Origin of the sequence: Bacteroides muris (ex Fokt et al. 2023) (genome assembly GCF_024704895.1) — a bacterium.
GTDB classification, from domain to species: domain Bacteria; phylum Bacteroidota; class Bacteroidia; order Bacteroidales; family Bacteroidaceae; genus Bacteroides; species Bacteroides muris.
Window position 1 is genome coordinate 1 of the sequence record NZ_JAMZEE010000032.1, and the last position, 22,135, is coordinate 22,135.

Annotated in this window: 22 protein-coding genes and 1 tRNA gene; 14 read left to right on the forward strand and 9 right to left on the reverse strand. The window is 43.8% G+C overall.

Features of this window, described 5'->3' with window-relative positions; translation table 11 throughout:
* From M1B78_RS12640 to M1B78_RS12665, 6 genes are all read left to right on the forward strand, one after another.
* Positions 1-306, forward strand: a 306-nt coding sequence (locus M1B78_RS12640) for a recombinase family protein (RefSeq protein WP_346015118.1), incomplete at its 5' end; no start/stop codon positions are given.
* A gap of 247 nt (positions 307-553) precedes the next feature.
* Positions 554-1,048, forward strand: a complete 495-nt coding sequence (locus M1B78_RS12645) for a hypothetical protein (RefSeq protein ID WP_035457887.1) — start codon at positions 554-556, stop codon at positions 1,046-1,048.
* Entirely contained in the window at positions 1,045-1,623 is a 579-nt protein-coding gene (locus M1B78_RS12650; RefSeq protein ID WP_151853560.1) for an N-acetylmuramoyl-L-alanine amidase, read from the forward strand. Before M1B78_RS12645 ends, M1B78_RS12650 begins: the two co-directional genes overlap by 4 nt.
* The gene (locus tag M1B78_RS12655) at positions 1,620-2,078 is read left to right on the forward strand and encodes a DUF6808 domain-containing protein (protein WP_257940859.1); all 459 of its coding nucleotides are present in this window, start codon (positions 1,620-1,622) and stop codon (positions 2,076-2,078) included. Before M1B78_RS12650 ends, M1B78_RS12655 begins: the two co-directional genes overlap by 4 nt.
* A 113-nt stretch (positions 2,079-2,191) precedes the next feature.
* Positions 2,192-2,374, forward strand: a complete 183-nt coding sequence (locus M1B78_RS12660) for a hypothetical protein (protein WP_035457888.1) — start codon at positions 2,192-2,194, stop codon at positions 2,372-2,374.
* A 19-nt stretch (positions 2,375-2,393) separates the two neighbouring features.
* Entirely contained in the window at positions 2,394-2,633 is a 240-nt protein-coding gene (locus tag M1B78_RS12665; protein ID WP_257940860.1) for a DUF6965 family protein, read from the forward strand.
* Positions 2,634-2,683: 50 nt separating this feature from the next.
* On the opposite strand, the gene M1B78_RS12670 is transcribed toward M1B78_RS12665, so the two are convergent.
* The 3 genes from M1B78_RS12670 to M1B78_RS12680 all read right to left on the reverse strand — a co-directional run bounded on the left by M1B78_RS12670 (position 2,684) and on the right by M1B78_RS12680 (position 4,890).
* Positions 2,684-3,892 carry a tyrosine-type recombinase/integrase gene (locus M1B78_RS12670; protein ID WP_257940861.1) on the reverse strand — a complete coding sequence of 403 codons (1,209 nt, stop codon included), beginning with the start codon at positions 3,890-3,892 and terminating at the stop codon, positions 2,684-2,686.
* A 129-nt stretch (positions 3,893-4,021) separates the two neighbouring features.
* Positions 4,022-4,096: transfer RNA gene (locus M1B78_RS12675), tRNA-Pro, on the reverse strand.
* An 86-nt stretch (positions 4,097-4,182) separates the two neighbouring features.
* The gene (locus tag M1B78_RS12680) at positions 4,183-4,890 is read right to left on the reverse strand and encodes a tRNA1(Val) (adenine(37)-N6)-methyltransferase (protein ID WP_257940862.1); all 708 of its coding nucleotides are present in this window, start codon (positions 4,888-4,890) and stop codon (positions 4,183-4,185) included.
* A 170-nt stretch (positions 4,891-5,060) separates the two neighbouring features.
* Between M1B78_RS12680 and lon the strand changes: the two genes are divergently transcribed.
* The 3 genes from lon to M1B78_RS12695 are packed head-to-tail and all read left to right on the forward strand — an operon-like array spanning position 5,061 to position 9,801.
* On the forward strand, positions 5,061-7,541 hold the full coding sequence (gene lon, locus M1B78_RS12685) for an endopeptidase La (protein WP_257940863.1): 2,481 nt from the start codon (positions 5,061-5,063) through the stop codon (positions 7,539-7,541).
* On the forward strand, positions 7,538-8,668 hold the full coding sequence (gene tgt, locus M1B78_RS12690; protein ID WP_257940864.1) for a tRNA guanosine(34) transglycosylase Tgt: 1,131 nt from the start codon (positions 7,538-7,540) through the stop codon (positions 8,666-8,668). The genes lon and tgt overlap by 4 nt, the downstream gene beginning before the upstream one ends.
* A complete protein-coding gene (locus M1B78_RS12695) occupies positions 8,665-9,801 on the forward strand; it encodes an LptF/LptG family permease (protein ID WP_016273760.1) in 1,137 nt (378 codons plus the stop codon). The genes tgt and M1B78_RS12695 overlap by 4 nt, the downstream gene beginning before the upstream one ends.
* A 273-nt stretch (positions 9,802-10,074) precedes the next feature.
* Here the strand turns inward: M1B78_RS12695 and M1B78_RS12700 are convergent, their stop codons facing one another.
* The gene (locus M1B78_RS12700) at positions 10,075-10,575 is read right to left on the reverse strand and encodes a TlpA family protein disulfide reductase (RefSeq protein WP_136010137.1); all 501 of its coding nucleotides are present in this window, start codon (positions 10,573-10,575) and stop codon (positions 10,075-10,077) included.
* A gap of 276 nt (positions 10,576-10,851) precedes the next feature.
* Between M1B78_RS12700 and serB the strand changes: the two genes are divergently transcribed.
* Positions 10,852-12,081: a phosphoserine phosphatase SerB gene (serB, locus tag M1B78_RS12705; protein ID WP_136010139.1), complete on the forward strand. Its 1,230-nt coding sequence runs from the start codon at positions 10,852-10,854 to the stop codon at positions 12,079-12,081.
* A gap of 128 nt (positions 12,082-12,209) precedes the next feature.
* The gene (locus M1B78_RS12710) at positions 12,210-13,496 is read left to right on the forward strand and encodes a DEAD/DEAH box helicase (RefSeq protein ID WP_136010140.1); all 1,287 of its coding nucleotides are present in this window, start codon (positions 12,210-12,212) and stop codon (positions 13,494-13,496) included.
* A gap of 11 nt (positions 13,497-13,507) precedes the next feature.
* Here M1B78_RS12710 and M1B78_RS12715 read toward each other — a convergent pair whose 3' ends face one another.
* Genes M1B78_RS12715 through M1B78_RS12730 form a run of 4 tightly spaced genes read right to left on the reverse strand, consistent with a single transcriptional unit; the run spans position 13,508 to position 17,631 of the window.
* Positions 13,508-14,308: a DUF4738 domain-containing protein gene (locus tag M1B78_RS12715; RefSeq protein ID WP_257940865.1), complete on the reverse strand. Its 801-nt coding sequence runs from the start codon at positions 14,306-14,308 to the stop codon at positions 13,508-13,510.
* Positions 14,309-14,345: 37 nt separating this feature from the next.
* Positions 14,346-15,659 carry a UDP-glucose dehydrogenase family protein gene (locus M1B78_RS12720; protein WP_176469126.1) on the reverse strand — a complete coding sequence of 438 codons (1,314 nt, stop codon included), beginning with the start codon at positions 15,657-15,659 and terminating at the stop codon, positions 14,346-14,348.
* A 3-nt stretch (positions 15,660-15,662) separates the two neighbouring features.
* Positions 15,663-16,211 carry a dTDP-4-dehydrorhamnose 3,5-epimerase gene (gene rfbC / locus M1B78_RS12725; RefSeq protein ID WP_136010143.1) on the reverse strand — a complete coding sequence of 183 codons (549 nt, stop codon included), beginning with the start codon at positions 16,209-16,211 and terminating at the stop codon, positions 15,663-15,665.
* 4 nt (positions 16,212-16,215) lie between these two features.
* The gene (locus M1B78_RS12730; RefSeq protein ID WP_257940866.1) at positions 16,216-17,631 is read right to left on the reverse strand and encodes a capsule assembly Wzi family protein; all 1,416 of its coding nucleotides are present in this window, start codon (positions 17,629-17,631) and stop codon (positions 16,216-16,218) included.
* 234 nt (positions 17,632-17,865) lie between these two features.
* Here M1B78_RS12730 and M1B78_RS12735 point away from each other — a divergent pair, with 234 nt between their 5' ends.
* The 3 genes from M1B78_RS12735 (at position 17,866) to uxaC (ending at position 21,312) form a co-directional block, all read left to right on the forward strand.
* On the forward strand, positions 17,866-18,966 hold the full coding sequence (locus tag M1B78_RS12735) for an SPOR domain-containing protein (protein ID WP_257940867.1): 1,101 nt from the start codon (positions 17,866-17,868) through the stop codon (positions 18,964-18,966).
* A 51-nt stretch (positions 18,967-19,017) separates the two neighbouring features.
* Positions 19,018-19,551 (forward strand): FHA domain-containing protein, encoded by a 534-nt coding sequence (locus M1B78_RS12740; protein WP_257940868.1) that lies wholly within the window; start codon positions 19,018-19,020, stop codon positions 19,549-19,551.
* A 354-nt stretch (positions 19,552-19,905) separates the two neighbouring features.
* On the forward strand, positions 19,906-21,312 hold the full coding sequence (uxaC, locus tag M1B78_RS12745; RefSeq protein WP_176469686.1) for a glucuronate isomerase: 1,407 nt from the start codon (positions 19,906-19,908) through the stop codon (positions 21,310-21,312).
* 41 nt (positions 21,313-21,353) lie between these two features.
* Here the strand turns inward: uxaC and M1B78_RS12750 are convergent, their stop codons facing one another.
* Positions 21,354-22,043 carry an HAD family hydrolase gene (locus M1B78_RS12750; protein WP_257940869.1) on the reverse strand — a complete coding sequence of 230 codons (690 nt, stop codon included), beginning with the start codon at positions 22,041-22,043 and terminating at the stop codon, positions 21,354-21,356.
* Positions 22,044-22,135: the final 92 nt, after the last annotated feature.

Consider the following 22,135-nt stretch of genomic DNA (forward strand, 5'->3'; position numbering starts at 1 on the left):
GTAAAGGAGAAGTATGAGTTGGGTAACAATATACAGTCTCAGATACTTGCCTTCGCTTTTGGTCTGTCAGCTCAGATAGAACGTGATTTGATAAGCCAGCGGACGAGAGAAGGTCTTGCCAGGCGTGTTGCCGAAGGACAGAAATTAGGGCGGCATAAGGGTGGAAAGAATTCGCATTACAAGCTGACAGGTAAAGAAGCTCTTATTCGTACCATGCTCGATTACGGATATTCCAAGGCTGCAATCTGTCGTAAATTGAAATGCAATCCTAAAACATTGGATGACCATTTAAAAAGGATGCAATAAGTAATCGGATTTCAAATATAAATTCCTATATTTGCTTGTAGAAATGCATATAAATACCAAGAGCTTAGTGGCGACTTATGTTGTCATCGAGCTCTTTTTTTATGTCCTTTTTCGAGGCGGTAGATGCTGGTAGCTTTGTCAGTGGAATATTGTGGAACGATGTCATGTTTGATGACGGTTTACTTCTTTGGGTAATTGTTCGACAAAAAAGTGGTTGGTAGTATTAATAATTATATGGTATTTGAAAATGGATAGATTATTGACATTAGACCAAATTCGTGTGATATGCGTGTCGTTATTTAGTTCGACATTAGCATATCTGACACCTACCCAAGGCTTCCTTATAGCTTTGGCGGTGATGTTTGCCTTTAATATCTGGTGCGGTATGCGTGCCGATGGCGTGAGTATTATTCGGTGCAAGAATTTCAAGTGGAGTAAGTTTAAGAATGCATTGGCAGAATTGCTCTTGTACCTGGTTATTATTGAGGTAGTGTTCGTCTTCATGGATTCAATAGGTGACGGTGAAAGTGCTCTCATTGTTATAAAGACTATTACATATGTTTTCTCATACGTGTATTTGCAAAACGCATTCAAGAACCTGATTACAGCATACCCGAAGAATAAGGCTTTCCGGATAATCTACCATTTGATAAGGTTTGAGTTCAAGCGTGCGATGCCCTCGCACGTCCAGGAAGTGATTGGAAGAATTGAAAATGAAATTGATAAGGAGGAAGAAAAATGAAAGTATTGATTGACAACGGACATGGTAGTAATACTCCTGGTAAGCGTTCTCCGGACGGCCGGTTAAGGGAGTATGCCTATACCCGTGAGATAGCTGAACGGCTGGTAATGGAGTTAAGGAAGAATGGCATTGATGCTGAGCGTATCGTCAAGGAAGAGATAGATGTTCCACTGGCAGAGAGATGCCGTAGAGCGAACGAGTATAAGGCTTCTGAGGCTATACTTGTTTCTATCCACTGCAATGCTGCCGGTAATGGAAGTGATTGGATGTCTGCCCGTGGTTGGGAAGCGTGGACTTCTGTTGGCAAAACAAAAGCGGATAAGTTGGCGACTTGTCTGTACGAGAATGCCGAATACTGTCTGCCGGGAATGAAGATACGCAAGGACATGACGGATGGAGACCAGGATAAAGAAAGTGGGTTCTACATACTGAAGCATACCAAATGTCCGGCTGTACTTACAGAAAATCTGTTTCAGGACAATAAAAAGGATGTGGAGTTCTTGTTGTCCGAAGAAGGTAAACTGGCAATTGTGAATATGCACGTATGGGGTATTATGAAATATCTGGGACTATGAAAAAGTTACCGTGGATATTAATTGTATTGCTGGTGATTGCTTGTGTGGCAGCTTGGTTTCGTTCGCATGAGCCTCCGGCAGAAGTTCGTGTAGAGACGAAGATTAAGACGGTTGTCAAGGTAGATACGATGCTTATCTCTGCGCCGATGACTGTGTTCTGGCGTTTCGTGCCGGATGATACGACACGGATAGGTGATACCTTGCTTCATCGTAAGCAAGTGATATATAGAGACAGCTCGTATCGGGCTGTGGTGAGCGGATATGTAGACCCTCGGCTGGATAGTATGGTGGTGTATCCGAAGACGGTTTATCAGACAGTGACGAATGATATATACCATCCGGTGGTTGTTAAGTCGAAGAAAAAGCGGTGGGGATTTGGTTTGCAGGCAGGGTATGGCTATCCGGGTGGTTTTTATGTCGGTGGTGGGGTGAGTTATAATTTGTTTATGTGGTAGGGAAACTATACCTTTGTTGCTGTAGTAGTTTTACTTATCATTTTTTGATAAGTGGCCCCGGCTTCCGTCGGGGCTTTTCATATTTATAAAAGAAACGGTATTTGCTTGTTTCAATGAAAACGGAATTGATAGAGAATATAGGTTTTACAAAGGAGGAATACAATGCCAGGACTTTGGGTGAGGATGTTGCCTCCTTTGATGAATTCATAAATGCGATAGTCGCATTTGTGGAAGAAAGTGGCGGCAGTCTGGAGGATGCCGTTGATATGGCGAACGACGCGTATTTTCAATTATAAATGATTATATAAAGTAGCTATGGCAGAAGAAAGTAAATATGCTTACGACGAGGAATCCGTCAAGGCAATAATCGATTGGGCACAAACAGCCCAATTGCCCAAGGAGGTGACATTAAGTGAGGCAGAACATATTTTTGATACCTCCATGTATGTTAATGCGAATATCTGCGATATTAAGCAGCATTACCCGGATGCATTCTATAACCCGGCTATTGACCGGTTATATAGGTTGAAGGAGCATATGGAAGATAATATGTAGGACTGTAGGAGTGTAGGAGACCAATATTAGCCTCCTACATTATTTATTATCTACATATCGGGAAAATCCTCTTGTATCAAGGAGCTTTTTACCCCGAATCTTTTTTGCAAGTATCTCTCTGTAGTAGTAATTGATTTATGCCTGAAGTGCTTTTGGATTTCCCATGTATTAACTCCTGCATTGACCAGTTTTACTCCACCGGTATGTTTGAAGCTGTAAAGCTTGTATCTTTTGCTTAATCCCAGTTTATCCCTGATTCTGTCAAATCTATATCTGAAGGTGTTTTTTCCAAGCTTGTATTTTCCTGGCTGGCCGTCTCGAGAGAAAAGATACCAGTCTTCCGGATAGTTGCCTATCTTCAGCAGGTCATCAAGAGCTTCATAAAGCTGCCTTGGCATGTTGACTGTTTCTGTCAGTCCGTTCTTGCTGATATCTTGACGGATGGTAATGGATGCTGTCTCCAGATTGATGTCACGTATCTGCAGATACAAGCATTCTTTCGGACGGATTGCACAATAGTATTCAAGCTGACATAATAGCAGGAGTTGCGGGTCGTGCTCTCTCATATAGTCAATCAATATATTTCGGATCTTGTCTGGAATTGGGCTTGCCGCTTCGTCTCTTTTCTCACCAAGATTAGGTATATTGGTGACTGGATTGGCTACAACAAGCTTTTTGTGTAGTAAGTAATCGAAAAAAGTATGCAATAACTGCTTGTATTTCAATACTGTCCTGCGACTGACATGTCCAGTTTCGACTATGTGATAAAAAAACTTGTGTATATGTTCTTCTGATATTACACGCACGTTCTTGTTTGCCAAGCACCCTGCTTCCACCCATTCACAGAAGATCCTCAGTTTGGAACAGTAAGTCTGATAGGAGGAATGCGCAAGTTCGGCTTTTTTCAGTTGGAGGAATTCTGAAATGTGCACTCTGATACTGACGGCACCCCTGCTGTCATTGCCCCATCTGTTGACCATGGCTTGATACATGAGCTCGTCTTGATAGGTAACATGGTTTTCAGCGAACGGATCCTCTCCACTGTTGAGTTTGTTTTTGATTGTAGAAATCACTTTCTCGGCATGGGCACGCCTGGCACTTTCCGTTGCCAGTTCCACAAAGCCTTCATAATGCCGGAACCGCTTCATCTCCCCGGTTTGTGGATCCCTCAAGGAATATTCCACATACCATTTTTTTGTTAGATCTCCGCCACAATCCTTTAGCTTGGGCAGGATAAATACTGATTTCTTTCTTGCCATTTTTGCTGTTTTTTGAATTAAGGGTGATGATTTACTAACTCAATAGACAGTTAAATAGACAGTTATTCTTGTTGGACGCTTCCATATACAAAAATAAGTTGTTGAAAATCAACAACTTATTTATTTAAGTCGGGGTAGCGGGATTCGAACCCACGACCCCCTGCTCCCAAAGCAGGTGCGCTAACCGGACTGCGCTACACCCCGAATGCTTTACTTCTGAAAAGCGAGTGCAAAGGTAAAAACAATTCTGATACCAACCAAACATTTAGGCAAGTTTTATGCAATTAAAATTACATTTTCAGATAGAAATCTTTCGTTAAAGCTACATATTCAGGAGTAAACTCATTGTGATTCATCTCAATACAGAGTTTCTCTTCTCTATACTTTTTTGCTTCAAAACCAAAGTTCAGCAATACCCGTCTGCACGGTTTTTCGGGTTTGGTGAAGACTTGCACACGATGCAATGGAAACAACTTATGGTTCCAAGCTGTATCCACAACCGTTTTTTCAGCTTCCGCCGGAATAATAATGCTTACGACTCCTTGCTCTTTAAGCAGAGATGCCGAACGACGGAACAGCAGGTCGTAATTCAAATTGCCCGCATGCCGTGCTGTGCACCTTTGTTCATCAGGACATTTTAGGGCATCTATAAAATAGGGAGGGTTGGAAACGATGAGGTCAAATCTGTTTTCAGGCTGATAATCTCGGAAATCACGACATACGACTTCTACCCTATCAGTCCACGGAGAGCGTGATACATTTTCGGCAGCTTGTCCGGCTGCCGTTGCATCTATCTCGATTGCGGTAATCCGGGCATGCGGATTTCTTTGCGCTAACTGTAAGGCTATTAATCCGGTACCAGTCCCCACATCCAGTATGCGCTCAGCTCCATCTGCCGGTGCCCATGCTCCGAGGAGTACGCCATCCGTGCCTACCTTCATGGCGCATTTGTCATGAAATATGGTAAATTGTTTGAACTTGAAAGATGATTTCGTCATGTTTATCTTCTTTAATTGGGATCAAAAATAATCAAAGCCTGCATATTTGTCACAAAATTGGCACTGTTTTTGTCTTTTTAAAGGATGAGAACGTCTATTTATGAAGAAATAGCTTAACTTTGCGGGCGCTTTATTGGCCTGCCAATATGACATAAACTAAAAAGAAAGAAATGAAAAAAAGAAATTACCTGAGTGATGTCGAAGATAGAAACGGAAACGCTTTCTCTGTAATTGCTGATTTTGAGGGGAATGAGGAACAATTGATGGACATTGAGGTAGAAGAGGTCTTACCAATATTGCCTCTTCGAAATATGGTATTGTTCCCTGGGGTGTTTATGCCGGTATCTGTAGGAAGAACATCTTCCCTTAAATTGGTGCGTGAAGCAGAAAAGAAAAAATCTTATATAGCTGTTGTATGCCAAAAGGTGGCTGAAACAGAAACACCTATGCTTGATGATTTGCATACTATCGGTACGGTTGCCAAGATAGTACGCGTGCTTGAAATGCCAGACCAGACGACTACTGTCATCCTGCAAGGCTCCAAACGTATGGAACTGAAGGAGATTACGGATACGACTCCTTATCTGAGGGGACGGATAGCTACGCTGAATGAAGAACTTCCGGACAAGAATGATAAGGAGTTTCATGCATTGGTAGAGGCATGCAAGGACTTGACCGTACGCTACATCAAGTCCTCCGATATGTTTCCTCAAGATTCGGCATTTGCCATCAAGAACATCACCAATCCCATGTTTTTGGTAGACTTTATCTGTACGAACCTCCCGCTCAAGAAAGACGAAAAGATAGAATTGCTCCGTATCGACTCTTTGCGGGCGCGTACCTATCGCCTGCTCGAGATTCTGAATCGTGAAGTTCAGCTTGCCGAAATCAAAGAGTCTATCCAGATGCGTGCACGCGAGGATATAGACCAACAACAGCGTGAGTATTTCCTGCAGCAGCAGATTAAAACCATTCAAGACGAACTGGGTGGTGGCGGTCAGGAGCAGGAGATAGAGGAAATGCGCAAGAAAGCGGAGACAGTCAAATGGAATGAAGAGGTGAAGGCCTCTTTCTTAAAAGAGGTGGACAAGTTAGAACGCACCCATCCCCAGTCTCCCGACTACAGCGTGCAGCTGAATTATCTGCAGACGATGCTTAGCTTGCCATGGGGTATTTATACAGCTGATAATCTGAGTCTTGCCAATGCGGAAAAGACACTGAATAAAGACCATTATGGTTTGGAGAAAGTGAAAGAACGCATTCTGGAACACCTGGCCGTATTGAAGTTGAAGGGCGATATGAAATCTCCCATCATCTGCCTATATGGCCCTCCGGGTGTAGGAAAAACCTCTTTGGGTCGTTCCATTGCTGCTGCTTTGAAGCGTAAGTACATCCGTATGTCGTTGGGTGGCGTGCATGATGAAGCCGAGATTCGCGGTCATCGCAAAACTTATATCGGTGCCATGCCAGGACAGATTATCAAAAATCTGATAAAGGCAGGCTCCTCCAATCCGGTATTTATCCTGGACGAAATAGACAAGGTGAGTGCCGACCGCCAGGGAGACCCCTCCTCTGCCCTCCTCGAAGTCCTTGACCCAGAACAGAATACTACATTCCATGATAACTTTTTGGACGTGGACTATGATTTGTCCAAAGTGATGTTCGTCGCTACTGCCAACAATCTGAATACCATCCCCGGACCGTTGTTGGACCGTATGGAGCTGATTGAAGTAAGCGGCTATATCACGGAAGAAAAGATTGAGATTGCCCGCCGTCATCTGGTTCCGAAGGAACTGGAGGCAAACGGTATGAAAAAGAATGATATCAAGATTCCGAAGAACACGCTGGAAGCCATTATAGAGAATTATACTCGTGAGAGCGGTGTGCGCGAACTGGAAAAGAAAATCGGAAAGATACTCCGTAAATCTGCACGCCAATATGCTACGGACGGTTATTTTGCGAAGACCGAAATCAAACCGGGAGACTTGTATGAATTTCTGGGGGCACCCGAATATACCCGTGATAAGTATCAGGGTAATGAGTACGCAGGAGTAGTGACCGGTCTGGCGTGGACTGCCGTAGGTGGTGAAATACTTTTCGTGGAAACTAGCCTGAGCCGTGGTAAGGGCGGACGTTTGACATTGACCGGCAATTTGGGTGATGTAATGAAAGAGTCGGCCATGCTGGCATTGGAATATATCAAGGCGCATGCCTCCCTGCTGAATCTTGACGAAGAGATTTTTGATAACTGGAACATCCATGTCCATGTGCCCGAAGGCGCCATTCCAAAGGACGGTCCGTCTGCCGGTATCACGATGGCGACTTCCCTCGCTTCTGCCCTCACCCAGAAAAAGGTAAAGGCCAATCTTGCTATGACGGGAGAGATAACCCTTCGCGGTAAGGTACTTCCGGTAGGAGGCATCAAGGAGAAGATACTGGCAGCCAAGCGTGCAGGCATCAAGGAGATTATCTTGAGCGACGAAAACCGCAAGAATATAGAAGAGATACAGGATATATATCTGAAAGGACTGACTTTCCATTATGTGAAAGATATTAAGGAAGTGTTTGCCATTGCGCTGACTGATGAAAAAGTAGCCGATGCCATCGACTTGTCCGTAAAGAAAGAAAAGACTGAAAAGAAAGAGGAATGACATTCGAGTTACAATATACAGACAGCAAGACCAATGCACGTGCCGGACTGATTACTACTGGCCACGGGCAGATTGAGACACCTATCTTTATGCCGGTAGGTACAGTGGGAACAGTGAAAGGCGTGCATCTGCCTGAACTGAAAGGGGACATAAAGGCGCAGATAATATTGGGTAATACCTATCATCTTTATCTGCGTCCGGGACTGGAAGTGATAGAGAAAGCCGGTGGACTGCATAAGTTCAACGGCTTTGACCGTCCTATGTTGACAGACAGTGGCGGCTTCCAGGTATTTTCGTTGTCCGGTATCCGCAAGTTGCGTGAAGAAGGTGCGGAATTCCGTTCGCACATCGACGGTAGCAAGCACATCTTTACCCCGGAGAAAGTGATGGATATAGAACGTACTATCGGTGCAGACATCATGATGGCCTTTGACGAATGTCCTCCGGGGGATTCGGACTACGAATATGCCAAAAAATCACTGGGATTGACGCATCGCTGGCTAGACCGCTGTATCAAGCGTTTCAACGAAACAGAACCGAAGTACGGTTATCAGCAATCCTTATTTCCCATTGTGCAGGGTTGCGTTTATCGCGACCTCCGTGAGCAGTCGGCAGAGTTTGTTGCCTCCAAAGGTGCTGACGGCAATGCCATTGGTGGTCTGGCTGTGGGCGAGCCTGTAGACAAGATGTACGAGATGATTGAGTTGGTGAACGGGATTCTTCCCAAGGACAAACCTCGCTATCTAATGGGAGTCGGGACTCCGGTAAACATCCTGGAAGGCATTGAACGCGGTGTCGACATGTTCGACTGTGTGATGCCTACTCGAAACGGACGCAACGGCATGTTATTTACCAAAGACGGCATCATGAACATGCGCAACAAAAAATGGGAAATGGATTTCTCTCCCATTGAAGCAGACGGTGCCTCCTATGTAGATACCATGTACAGCAAGGCGTACTTGCGCCATCTGTTCCATGCACAGGAGTTGCTTGCCATGCAGATAGCATCCATCCACAACTTGGCCTTCTACCTATGGCTGGCGGGCGAAGCACGCAAGCATATCATTGCAGGCGACTTTGCTACCTGGAAACCAATGATGGTGAAACGCGTATCGACAAGATTATGAGAAGAAAGAACTGGAGGATATGGAAGAATGTAAAGCTGCTGAGAGGTAAATTCCTGAAGCGGCTGGACTGGTACATCATAAAGAAGTTCCTGGGTACATATGTCTTTGCCATTGCATTGATTATCTCCATTGCTGTGGTGTTCGACTTCAACGATAAGATGGACCGTTTTATGTCTCATGAAGCACCGTGGAACGCGATTGTCTTTGATTATTACTTGAACTTCATCCCCTACTTTGCCAATCTGTTCAGTCCGCTGTTTGTGTTTATTGCCGTAATCTTCTTTACTTCCAAACTGGCGGAGAACTCAGAAATCATCGCCATGTTCTCTACGGGAATGAGTTTCAAGCGTATGCTGCGTCCTTACATGGTGTCTGCAGCAATCATTGCGGTAGTGACATTCTGCCTCGGGTCCTATGTCATTCCCAAAGGCAGTGTGACACGTATTAATTTTGAGGACAAGTACTACAAACCCCGCAAGGCGAATACGGCACGGAATATCCAGCTGGAAGTGGATTCGGGAGTAATTGCCTATATCGAACGTTTTGAAGACTACAGCAAGACCGGCTATCGTTTTTCTTTGGACAAGTTCAACGACAAGCAACTGGTCTCCCACCTGACGGCCCGTTCCATTACTTACGACACGACGGCCGTACATAAGTGGAAAATCAAGGATTATATGATTCGCCAGATGGATGGCATGAAAGAGAGTATCATAAAAGGAGACCGCATAGATACCACTCTGTTCATGGAGCCTGCCGACTTCCTGATTATGAAGAACCAGCAGGAAATGTTGACCAGCCCTCAGCTGAGCGAGTACATCAGCAGGCAGCGGCAACGTGGCTTTGCCAATATTAAGGAATTTGAGATAGAGTATCACAAACGCATTGCCATGTCGTTTGCCTCCTTTATCCTGACCTTGATCGGAGTGTCTTTGTCTTCCAAGAAAACGAAAGGCGGAATGGGATTGCATTTGGGCATCGGTCTGGCATTGAGTTTCTCTTATATTCTGTTTCAGACCATTGCTTCCACATTTGCCGTGAACGGCAATATGCCTCCGGTCATCGCAGTGTGGATACCGAACGTAATGTATGCCTTCATTGCATTCTATCTATATAGGAAAGCACCGAAATAAGTATTCCAAACCTCTGCTTTAGCCTGCTCAAGTTAAGGTTTAGCATACTAAAGTAGAGGTTTAGGATGCTTGCCTTCGGAAAGCCATAAAAATAAGAATCCCCTCCCACTCTTGCGTTGTGCAAGTGCGGGAGGGGCTTTTTGTTGTATTCATTTCCTCTTTTGTTCTGTTCCCCTTTTTGCCGGAAAGAGATGCCGGGTTTCGGGGAACAACCCTCACTTTCATCTTACAGGTTCTTTAAGTCGCTGTCGTATGCACCGAGCATCGACAAGCTTAATTCAAGTAAGCGGAAAGTTCTGCAGCAGAGATGTTTTTGGCAATAATTACACCATTATCATCCAGTAAATAGTTAGTAAATCCGCGGCCCAAGCGATACTTCTTGAAGAGGCCGGAATATTCGCCTTTAGTTTCCACGAAACAAGTGGGCGTAACTATTTGGTCCTTACGGATGGTTTCCTCAAAGATTGACTGATACTCATCGAATGAAACTGAAACCATCTTCACATTCTTGTGGGTAGTAGAGCGAAGCGCATTGCTCAAACTTGCGTTCTGCATCCGGGATTGCGCGTCGTAACTTGCCCAAAAGCTGAGCAACACATACTTTCCTTTCAAATCGGAAAGGTCGGTTTGGGATTGCTCTGCCGACATGGATTGGATTTTAAAATCCGGGGCCATGTCACCCACATTCAAACCTCCGGTAGGTTTGTCTTTTTCTACAAAAGAAGTCAAGGAACTTATTAGTAATACAACAAAAATCCATTTTGCATATTTCATGCGGCACGGTTTTGGTTAATACTATCCGGGACTGTCCTTCAACAGTGATTTCTTCCCGGAACATCGTCTTCTCAAAGCTTGAAATGGGAAGGAACCCATTGATATTCAAAACTTTTAATTCTGAAATCGGTTGCAAAGGTAAGTAATTCTTAAACAAACTTCCAAATAAACAAGCATTTTTCTCACTTTTTAGGGGTACATTTTTATGTTATTTAGCATAAATAGCGGGAATTTTCCTTACTTTTGTAGCCTATTATTCTATCAAAAAGATGACTTATGCAACCATTGAACACTGAACTTATCCTGATACGTATTACGGGTGAAGACCGTCCAGGACTGACAGCTTCCGTGACAGAAATTCTGGCTAAATATGACGCTACCATTCTGGATATCGGCCAGGCAGACATTCACAATACCCTTTCATTGGGCATTTTGTGCAAGACGGAAGAACAACACTCTGGGTTTATTATGAAAGAACTGCTTTTCAAGGCTTCCTCCTTGGGAGTGACTGTCCGTTTCTACCCCATTACTGCCAAAGAGTACGAGAATTGGGTGAATATGCAGGGAAAGAACCGCTATATTCTTACTTTATTGGGGCGTAAGTTGTCTGCCCGTCAAATATCCTCCGTTACCCGTATTCTTGCAGAGCAAGGCATGAATATCGATGCCATCAAGCGCCTTACAGGACGTATCCCGCTGGACGAGTGCGAATCACATACGCGTGCCTGCATCGAGTTTTCCGTTCGCGGCACTCCGAAAGACCGTATTGCCATGCAAGAGCAGTTGATGAAACTGGCAACAGAGCTGGAAATGGATTTCTCTTTCCAGTTGGACAACATGTACCGCCGAATGCGCCGCCTCATTTGCTTCGATATGGACTCTACGCTGATTGAAACCGAAGTGATTGACGAACTGGCCATACGTGCAGGTGTGGGTGACCAGGTAAAGGCTATTACCGAACGTGCCATGCGTGGTGAGATAGATTTCATTGAGAGTTTTCGCGAACGAGTGGCTTTGTTGAAAGGATTGGATGAATCTGTGATGCAGGAGATTGCAGAGAACCTTCCCATTACGGAAGGTGTGGATCGCCTGATGTATGTTTTGAAAAAATACGGCTATAAGATAGCTATTCTTTCTGGAGGTTTTACCTACTTCGGGCAATACCTCCAGAAGAAGTACAGTATAGACTATGTGTATGCCAACGAGCTGGAAATAGAAGATGGTAAACTGACCGGTCGCTATCTCGGTGATGTAGTAGACGGTAAGCGTAAGGCGGAATTACTGCGTTTGATAGCCCAGGTGGAGAAAGTGGATATTGCACAGACTATTGCTGTGGGCGACGGTGCCAACGACCTGCCCATGCTGGGAATTGCCGGCCTTGGAATTGCTTTCCATGCAAAGCCCAAAGTAGTTGCCAATGCCAAGCAATCCATCAACACCATCGGCTTAGATGGTGTACTTTACTTTCTGGGATTCAAGGATTCATACATTGATATTCCCCGTTGAAGGCAGATGTTTGAAATAAATTTGCAGGCCCTTTAGACAATTATTGTCCCAAGGGCTCATTTTTTCACTGTAAGAATCTATTTTATAAGTCTTTTTCCTATCTTTGTACTCAAATTTAAAAGAGATACATGAAGTTTTCAGAACTACATTTGAATGGCAATGTGCTAGAGGCACTGGATGCCATGCGCTTTGAAGAGTGCACCCCTATACAAGAAAAATCAATACCCGTCATACTCGAAGGTCGAGATTTAATAGCAGTGGCACAAACCGGAACAGGAAAAACGGCTGCATATTTGTTGCCTATATTGAACAAGCTTTCAGAGGGTGGACATCCAGCCGATGCCATCAACTGCATTGTCATGGCTCCTACCCGTGAATTGGCACAACAGATAGACCAACAGATGGAAGGTTTTTCTTATTTCATGCCGGTTTCCAGCGTGGCCGTGTATGGTGGTAATGACGGAATACTGTTTGAGCAGCAGAAAAAAGGGTTGACACTGGGTGCTGATGTCGTTATTGCTACCCCGGGGCGTTTGATAGCCCATCTTAGCCTTGGCTATGTAGACCTTTCCCGTGTCTCTTATTTTATTCTGGACGAAGCAGACCGGATGCTGGACATGGGATTTTATGACGATATTATGCAGATTGTCAAATTCCTCCCTAAAGAGCGGCAGACAATCATGTTCTCTGCCACCATGCCTGCTAAGATACAACAGTTGGCTGGTAACATTCTGAACAACCCTGCCGAAGTGAAACTGGCAGTTTCTAAGCCGGCGGAAAAGATTGTGCAGGCTGCATACATTTGCTATGAGAACCAGAAACTGGGGATTATCCGCAGTCTGTTTGCAGAGGGGACGCCGGAACGTGTTATCATCTTTGCTTCTTCCAAACTGAAGGTGAAGGAAATGACCAAAGCCTTGAAGCAGATGAAACTGAACGTTGGGGAAATGCATTCCGATTTGGAGCAGGCACAGCGCGAAGAAGTAATGTACGAGTTCAAGGCAGGACGTATCAATATCCTGGTAGCTACGGATATTGTTGCGAGAGGTATTGATATCGATGACATCCGTCTGGTGATAAACTATGACGTTCCCCACGACAGTGAAGATTATGTACACCGTATCGGACGTACGGCGCGTGCCAACAATGATGGCGTAGCCATCACCTTCGTTTCCGAGAAGGAGCAAAGTAATTTTAAGAATATTGAAAAGTTTCTGGATAGGGATATCTATAAGATACCGATTCCCGAAGAGCTGGGTGAAGCACCCGAATACAAGCCGAGAGCATCTGGTGGAAGGAAACGAGGTAGCCATGATAGCGGACGTAAGCCAGAAGGAAACAGGAACAGTCGCAATAGTAATAAAGGTGGCAAGCCTAGAAATAAGCGCCCGCAGAACAGCGGCGAGAAGAAATAGAAAAAGCGGATTTATTCTGCTTTTTCTATATTCATAGTATTGTCAAAACCAATAATCATATTTACCAGATTGTATACAGAACTTTCGGGTATGCCGAGAGTTGCCTGGTAATGGTACCCTCTGTCATCCACACCCATGAAATTCATATCGGCAAGAATGGTCTGATTCAGCACCTCGGCAGGGAATATATCCGTAAACATCTTTTTGGTGATATCCTGGCCGTAAAGTATTTTCTTCCCTTCGTATACACAGATATGGATTACATTATCATAATACACATTGTCCACGTTGATACCATTCTCGGAATAAGAAGTCTTGAAAACCTTCATTTTTGAGGGATTGATATACACATATCCCCTATATCTTACATTCTTGTATGTCACAATGCTGTCTTTCTTTATTACTTCCGGAGTAGTAGAGATAACCTCTACTTCGTGGCTGGTGAAAGCCAATGAATCTTCCTCATTTTCTGATTTATGCAGTTTGATTACTTCGCCGGCCAGCGAGCGGAACCAAAAGCTATATTCCGTTTGCCGGTCTATCTTATAGGCCACCGGTTCATTGCTGTATATGTAGATTGTATCGTGAACTACCTTGAAAGGTACGGGAATGCTTTGCGAATTGGCATAATATACAGTATCTCCCTCAATGCGAATTAACGGCATCTCTGTTTCATCGTTCACCCAAATGCCTTGCAACAGCTGTTTTGCAGTGAGGTCTTCCTTTACGAAAACCTCCCCTTTTTGTTTGTTGCTGCATGATGCCAATGAGACAACAAATACAATGAGAATCGCACTTCCTTTTATCGTCATAGCGTCTCTGTTTCTTTCTTTTGTTTTTTCTGCAACTTCATTTTCCGATACAATGATAGGTGAAACCTTGTTCTTCCATATCTTTCTTATCGTAAATATTACGTCCGTCCAATATCAGCGGTCGCTTCATGGTCTTTTTGATGACTGCCCATGAAGGCAAGCGGAATTCTTTCCACTCAGTCACCAGCATCAATGCATCTGCATCCAATGCAGCATCGTACATATCTGTTGCATAATAAATGCTCTCACCTATACGGCATCGGCATTCGTTCATGGCAGCCGGGTCGTAGACACGTACTTTGCAACCTGCTTTCAACAGCTTGTCAATCAATACCAAGGCCGGGGCTTCGCGCATGTCGTCTGTTTCGGGTTTAAAGGCCAATCCCCAAATGGCGATAGTCTTTCCATTCAAATCATCATTGAAATGCTTCTGCAGCTTTTCGAATAAGACACTTTTCTGTTTGTCGTTCACTTCTTCTACAGCATGGAGTACACGCATTTTGTAACCGTTCAGTTCGGCCGTCTTAATCAATGCCTTGACGTCTTTAGGGAAGCACGAGCCACCGTAACCTATTCCCGGATAGAGGAATTTGCGTCCGATGCGGGTATCCGAGCCAATGCCATTGCGCACCATGTTTACATCTGCCCCCACCAATTCGCACAAATTGGCAATATCGTTCATGAAGCTGATACGGGTGGCAAGCATGGAGTTAGCTGCATACTTTGTCATTTCTGCAGAAGGGATGTCCATAAAGATGACGCGGAAATTATTCAGCAGGAACGGTTTGTAGAGTTTGCTCATAACTTTCTTCGCACGGTCGGACTTCACTCCCACCACTACACGGTCGGGACTCATGAAATCGTTGATGGCATTACCTTCTTTCAGAAATTCGGGATTCGAAGCGACATCAAATTCAACATTCACCCCTCTCTTATCAAGCTCTTCTTGAATAATAGCTTGCACTTTCTCGGCGGTACCTACGGGAACGGTACTTTTGGTTACCACCAACACGTATTTCTGCATATTGCGTCCGATGGTGCGGGCAACTTCCAGCACATAACTCAAGTCGGCACTGCCATCTTCATCGGGTGGTGTGCCTACGGCACTGAACACCACTTCCACCTCATTCAGGCAGCTCTCCAGAGACGTGGTGAATCGCAGGCGCCCTGCTTTCACATTCCTGCTAATCATTTCTTCCAGTCCATTTTCATAGATAGGGATAATGCCCTTTTTCAGTGACTCAATCTTTTCACTGTTCGTGTCTACGCAAATAACATTGACACCAATTTCCGCAAAGCAGGTTCCGGTTACCAAACCGACGTATCCTGTACCGACAATGGCTATTTTCATATTTTATTCATAATAGACCGCATCTTTAAACGATACGGCATGTCCGTCTTTATCTGACAATAGAAGCTGTTCCGCAGCAACGGGCCATTCAATGCCGATGCTTTCATCGTCAAAACGGATGGATGCCTCGGATTGCGGTGCATATACGTTGTCTACCTTGTAAGTAAAGACAGCTTCATCACTCAGCACCAGAAAACCGTGGGCAAAGCCACGCGGAATGAAGAACTGTCTCTTATTCTCCTCACTCAGTTCCACACTGACGTGCTTTCCGAAAGTGGGAGAAGATTTTCTTAAATCGACAGCCACATCCAGTACCTTTCCTTTTATGACACGTACCAGTTTAGCCTGGCTGCAATCACCCTTTTGGTAATGCAGACCACGTAATACCCCGAAAGAGGACTTGGACTCATTATCTTGAATGAAGTGAACATCTCCGACATGTGCACGGAACTCTTCTTCCTTAAATGCTTCCATAAAATATCCGCGGGCATCGTGGAATACTTTCGGCTCAATCAGCCATACACCATCAATCTCTGTTTGTATATAGTTCATTTTCTTAAAATGTTTTATGTACTTTCAGTTGGAATCCGAAATTGTCTCCATATATCTCCCCCATATCCAATGCAAGGGATGCGTTGAAGCACCAGCCTTTCCATTTGCGGGGAGTATAGTAAAACGATGCAAAAGTAGAAAAATTTTCTAATATATCAGGTATCGGACGGTGAGGAGTTCCCCAAGTTCTGCTGTGGGACAATTTTGCTATGTATCTCCACTCACTGCCGATGTCACCGCTCCATCCCAGATGCAAGGCCTTAACGCGATTGTATTTGAAACTCATATTGCCATCCTTATTATAGATAGGCGATGCTATCAACGGATTGGCTATCGCCATACCCCAATGTACCCACCCTGGGTAGTAACCGTTGTTGTAATAGTTGTCGGCGCCTCCGGTCTTATTTACTACGGAATTCTGCAAACCGTGCAGAGGACCGCTCATGTTGGTCGTTTGGAGATATTCGATAACGATTCCATTGATAGCCTGGGTATGGTTGGATTTATATTCCACCCCCCATAAGCCATCCCATCCGTTGAGTTTGGCCATAGCGGAAAAGTCGTCGAAGTGATTGTCCAGATAGGCGCTGATGGAGAAATCTTCCTTAGGACGATAAGTCATTTTGACATATTCGCTGCCCAGAAAATTGCCTTGGAAAGCCAGATGTTCACCTACCGGTCCGTCTTCACGCCCGTGGCCGGGGAAGAATACGCGTATGTAATCCTTCCATCCGTTGCCCAAGTCCCCCGGTTCGGCTCCTCCAATCTTATATCCTCCGAATTGGGTGTCGAGAGTCATTCCGAGTTCCAACTGCCATTTTCCTTCGGGTATGCCGATACGCAGAAACCCTTCTTTATGATGATATTTGATGTTCTTGGTATACCAGTATTTCTCTCCGACTTGTTCCCGTTGGTATTTATTGTCTGTAAACCACCCGTACGAGATTTCTCCTTTCAGGCCTAAACGGGGCAGCAACTGTACATACTCGGGTATACCTATCTGTACCTGTGGAATGGGACGTGCATTGCCCGACCAGGTCATGCCGCCACTGCTCAGTTCTTGATTCAGTAATGGGGAATTCCGTTCTTTACTGCCGACAAAGAATCCGAACCATTTATAGCGGATGTCTACATAAGCCTGTTGTACAATGAAGGAAGTAGTGAATCCCGCTACCGCTGCCACATCTAGTGCTTCCTCAAATCTCCATTTTCCAAGTTCGCGTTTATGGGATATACCCCCACGCATGTAAGTGTTGTTGTCAAGCGAAGTGAGTCCTTGCTGGTTGCTGACCTGCCAAAGAGGGGTATTTGCACCAGTATGCAGAGTTACTCCATATTCCAAGAATGAAGACAATTGCTGTGCCAGCATCGTGCTCTTTCCTACAGACAAGAAAACCATCAGACAGAAGATAATACGCATAATAGTTTTAGTTAAATATTTAGGTTTGTATACTCTTACAAGGGCAATTATCCTTCTATTCTTGGCGAGCATAGTAAAACTATACAAAAGTAGAAATTTTTCTGGTAAAAAACCTCTTTCCTTATCGAAATACCTCTTGAAAATGCATTTTCAAGAGGCAGTGTTTATAATTTTTTAGTAAGAAAAAAAGCTCTGAAACTGGCGTATATCCGATATTTCCGCTACTTTTGTAGCATGATTGAATTAGCACAACATATAGAAATATTGTTATTGGAGAACGATTGTGTCATTGTTCCCGGCTTGGGAGGATTTGTAGCCCATTATACGTCGGCAATGAGAGTAGCGGAAGAAAATATTTTTCTGCCTCCTACCCGTATCATCGGCTTTAATCCTCAATTGAAGATGAATGACGGATTACTTGTACAATCTTACATGGCTGTCTATGATACCGACTTTTCCGATGCTACGCGGATTGTAGAAAAAAAAGTGTCGTATATAGTCACTGCTCTTCATGAAGAAGGCAAGGTGGATTTGCCCAACATTGGCGAATTGCGTTACTCCATTCACGGCACTTATGACTTTGCTCCCTATGACCACAAGATAACTACTCCCTACTTATATGGGCTGGATAGTTTTGAAATACAGGAACTGGCAGAACTGAAGAAACCGTACATGGAAAAGACCGTCCGTTATTCTGTTCCAGTTGTGCCGGAAGACAAAAAGCGAAAGTTTGAGATTAAATTTAACCGTTCCTATTTGCTGAATGCAGTTGCCATGGTTGCAGTGGTCGCCTTGTTTTTCTTTTTGTCTACACCGATAGAGAATACAGAAGTGATTGAAGGAAATTATGCGCAACTACTTCCGAATGAACTTTTCGAGATGATAGAAAAGGAATCACTTGCCATTAATCCGATTGTTGTCAGCCAGAAGGCCGACATTCCGAAAGCGTCGGCTCAAACACACACGAGGCTGCAGGCAAAGAAAGAGGTAGTTCCGGTTATTCTCCAACCTAAGCAACAGACGGCAGAAGTGTCCTCTGCATCTGCAACAACAAAAAGTGAAGTTCAAAAGACAACTATAGAGAGTGTAGCTCCGTTACTTGTCTCCGCAAAGAAATACCATGTCATCATTGCCAGTGTAGGTACAGAGAAGGATGCCGAAGCAATGGCAAAGCAACTGATTGAAAAAGGTTATCCTCATGCAAAAGCAATCGTTGGCAATGGTAAAATGCGTGTCAGCATTAAGTCTTGCGATACAGAAACAGAAGCATATCAGGAGTTGAACAGAGTTCGCCAGAATAAAACGTATAAGAACGCTTGGGTATTAAAGAAGTAGAAAGTAATCTACCCTTGCCTTATTTTTTAATTCTTTAATTTTTTAACTATCATGAAGCGTATCCGTTGTCCTAAATGTGAGAATTACCTAACATTCGATGAAACCAAGTATACCGAAGGCCAATCGCTGGTCTTTGTATGCGACCAGTGTAAGAAGCAGTTCAGTATCCGTTTAGGCAAATCAAAGATGAAAGCCCCTCAAAAAGAAGAACGTCCGGATGAAGCAGAGTTTAAAGAAGCCTTTGGCAGCATCACGGTCATTGAGAATGTGTTTGGTTTTAAGCAGGTGCTTCCATTGCAGGAAGGTGACAATATCATAGGCCGGCGTTGCGTGGGGAATGTTATAGAAGTACCGATTGAGACTTCGGATATGAGTATGGATCGGCGTCACTGTATCATTAATGTAAAGAACAATAAGCAGGGAGCGTTGATTTATACCTTACGCGATGCTCCCAGCCTGACGGGAACTTTCCTTAATAATGAAATTTTGGGTGACAAAGACCGCATTCGCATTGACGATGGAGCCATCGTAACCATTGGCGCCACTACTTTTATATTGCGGGCAGCAGAGCAGGAAAATCTTTAGACGAAAAAGAAAACTGTGGCTTAATATTTTCCATCAACTGTGGCATAAACAAGCAGACCGTACAAAAACTCCTTTTGTACGGTCTGCTTGTTTATGCCACAGGAATGAAAGAATACCTTTTATAGTATTCCTGCATACCTCTTTCTTGGATGGATTTTAAGAAGCAAGACTAACACAGCAGTATGAATACAAAGATTCGGATTATTTTGTTTCTCCAAGTAAAATTTCTACTTTTGTGTTCGATAACGGTTAATAAAATTGAAAACAGTTATCAAGTCTATTATATTCACAATCAACACCATATAGATATAATGAATAGAAAGTAATATTTTTAGATACTTAAAGCACAAAAAGATGAAAAACTTTATGGACGAAAACTTCTTGTTGCAAACAGAAACAGCACAGAAGTTGTATCACGAGCATGCGGCTAAGATGCCGATTATCGACTATCATTGTCACCTGATTCCTCAAATGGTGGCGGAAGATTATCAATTTAAGTCACTGACTGAAATCTGGTTGGGAGGTGACCACTACAAGTGGCGTGCTATGCGTACCAATGGTGTGGACGAACGCTTCTGTACCGGTAAGGATACTACAGATTGGGAAAAGTTTGAGAAGTGGGCCGAAACTGTACCTTATACTTTCCGTAATCCGCTGTACCACTGGACTCATCTTGAATTGAAGACTGCTTTTGGAACCGATAAGATTCTGAATCCTCAAACAGCTCGTGAAATTTATGATGAATGTAATGAGAAGCTGAAACTGCCCGAATATTCTGCCCGTGGCATGATGCGCCGCTATCACGTGGAAGTGGTTTGTACTACGGATGACCCTATTGATTCTTTGGAACATCATATTAAAACACGAGAAAGCGGCTTTGAAATCAAAATGCTGCCCACTTGGCGTCCAGACAAGGCAATGGCAGTGGAAGTTCCTGCCGATTTCCGCATATACGTAGAAAAATTGGCCGAAGCGAGCGATGTAGCTATTTCCAGTTTTGACGATATGGTTGTAGCCTTGCGTAAACGTCACGATTTCTTCGCAGAACAAGGTTGTAAACTGTCTGACCACGGAATTGAAGAATTCTATGCCGAAGATTATAGAGAAGCAGAGATTAAGGTTATATTTAATAAAGTATATGGCGGTGCCGAATTGACGAAAGAAGAAATTCTGAAATTCAAATCGGCCATGCTGGTTGTGTTTGGCGAAATGGATTGGGAGAAAGGTTGGACACAACAGTTTCATTATGGTGCTATTCGCAACAATAACAGTAAGATGTTCAAGCTATTAGGACCTGATACCGGTTTTGATTCCATTGGCGAATTTACTACAGCAAAAGCCATGGCAAAATTCCTCGACCGTTTAAACTCCAATGGTAAACTGACCAAAACTATTCTTTATAACTTGAATCCATGCGCTAATGAAGTAATTGCCACTATGCTGGGCAACTTTCAAGATGGGACGATTGCCGGTAAGATTCAATTCGGTTCCGGTTGGTGGTTCCTCGACCAAAAGGACGGTATGGAAAAGCAGATGAATGCCCTTTCTGTATTAGGCTTGTTAAGCCGATTTGTTGGTATGCTGACCGATTCCCGTTCCTTCCTCTCCTATCCGCGTCATGAATATTTCCGCCGTACATTGTGCAATCTTGTAGGCCGTGATGTGGAAAATGGTGAAATTCCTGTCTCCGAGATGGAACGCGTAAACCAGATGATTGAAGATATCAGCTATTATAATGCCAAGAATTTCTTCCAATTCTAACAGCAATAGTAAGCTATAAGTCATGCAGTTTAACTCATAACTTATAGCTTATCTAATATTTCTTTGATACTATCCAATTGTATAAAATTAGGATGTCGTATTTCCCCTTCATGTTGCTCGTATGCCCAAGTCACGTTGTATGGTACATGAGCAGCATACCCCCCAAGTTCCAATACCGGAAGTATGTCTGATTTTACAGAATTACCTATCATCAGGAGTTTTTCAGGCAGACAGCCCAATGTTTCAATCAGCCTCCGGTAATCATCGATTTTCTTGTCACTCATGATTTCGATATGATGGAAATATTCTTGCAGTCCGGAGGCTCCTATTTTCCTTTTCTGGTCGAACAAGTCCCCCTTAGTGGCCAACACCAATTTATACTTCCCATGAAGTGACGATATGGTCTCTTTCACGCCTTCCAGCAGTATGACCGGTTTCTGCAGTAGTTCTTGTCCCCATCCTATTACTTCCTCTATAAGATGTATACTTCCGTTTCCGTCTGTCACTTTGCAGATGGTTTCAGTCATACTGAGCATTATACTCTTCAGTCCGTAGCCATACATGTGCAGATTCTTCATTTCTGTTTCGAAAAAACTTTGTGATATGGATGAAGCGGGCAGATACTGCCTTAAAAGGTTACAGAATTTGTGTTCGAACTCCTGAATATAAAGTTCGCTTTCCCACAGTGTATCATCAGCATCAAAAGCTATGAATTCAATTTTATCTTTCATGAATGGTCGTTTTTATAAAATTGCCCAAAGATACGGAGTATTCCATATAAATGAAAAGATAAATAGCGATAAATAGGAAGTTAATACTTTGT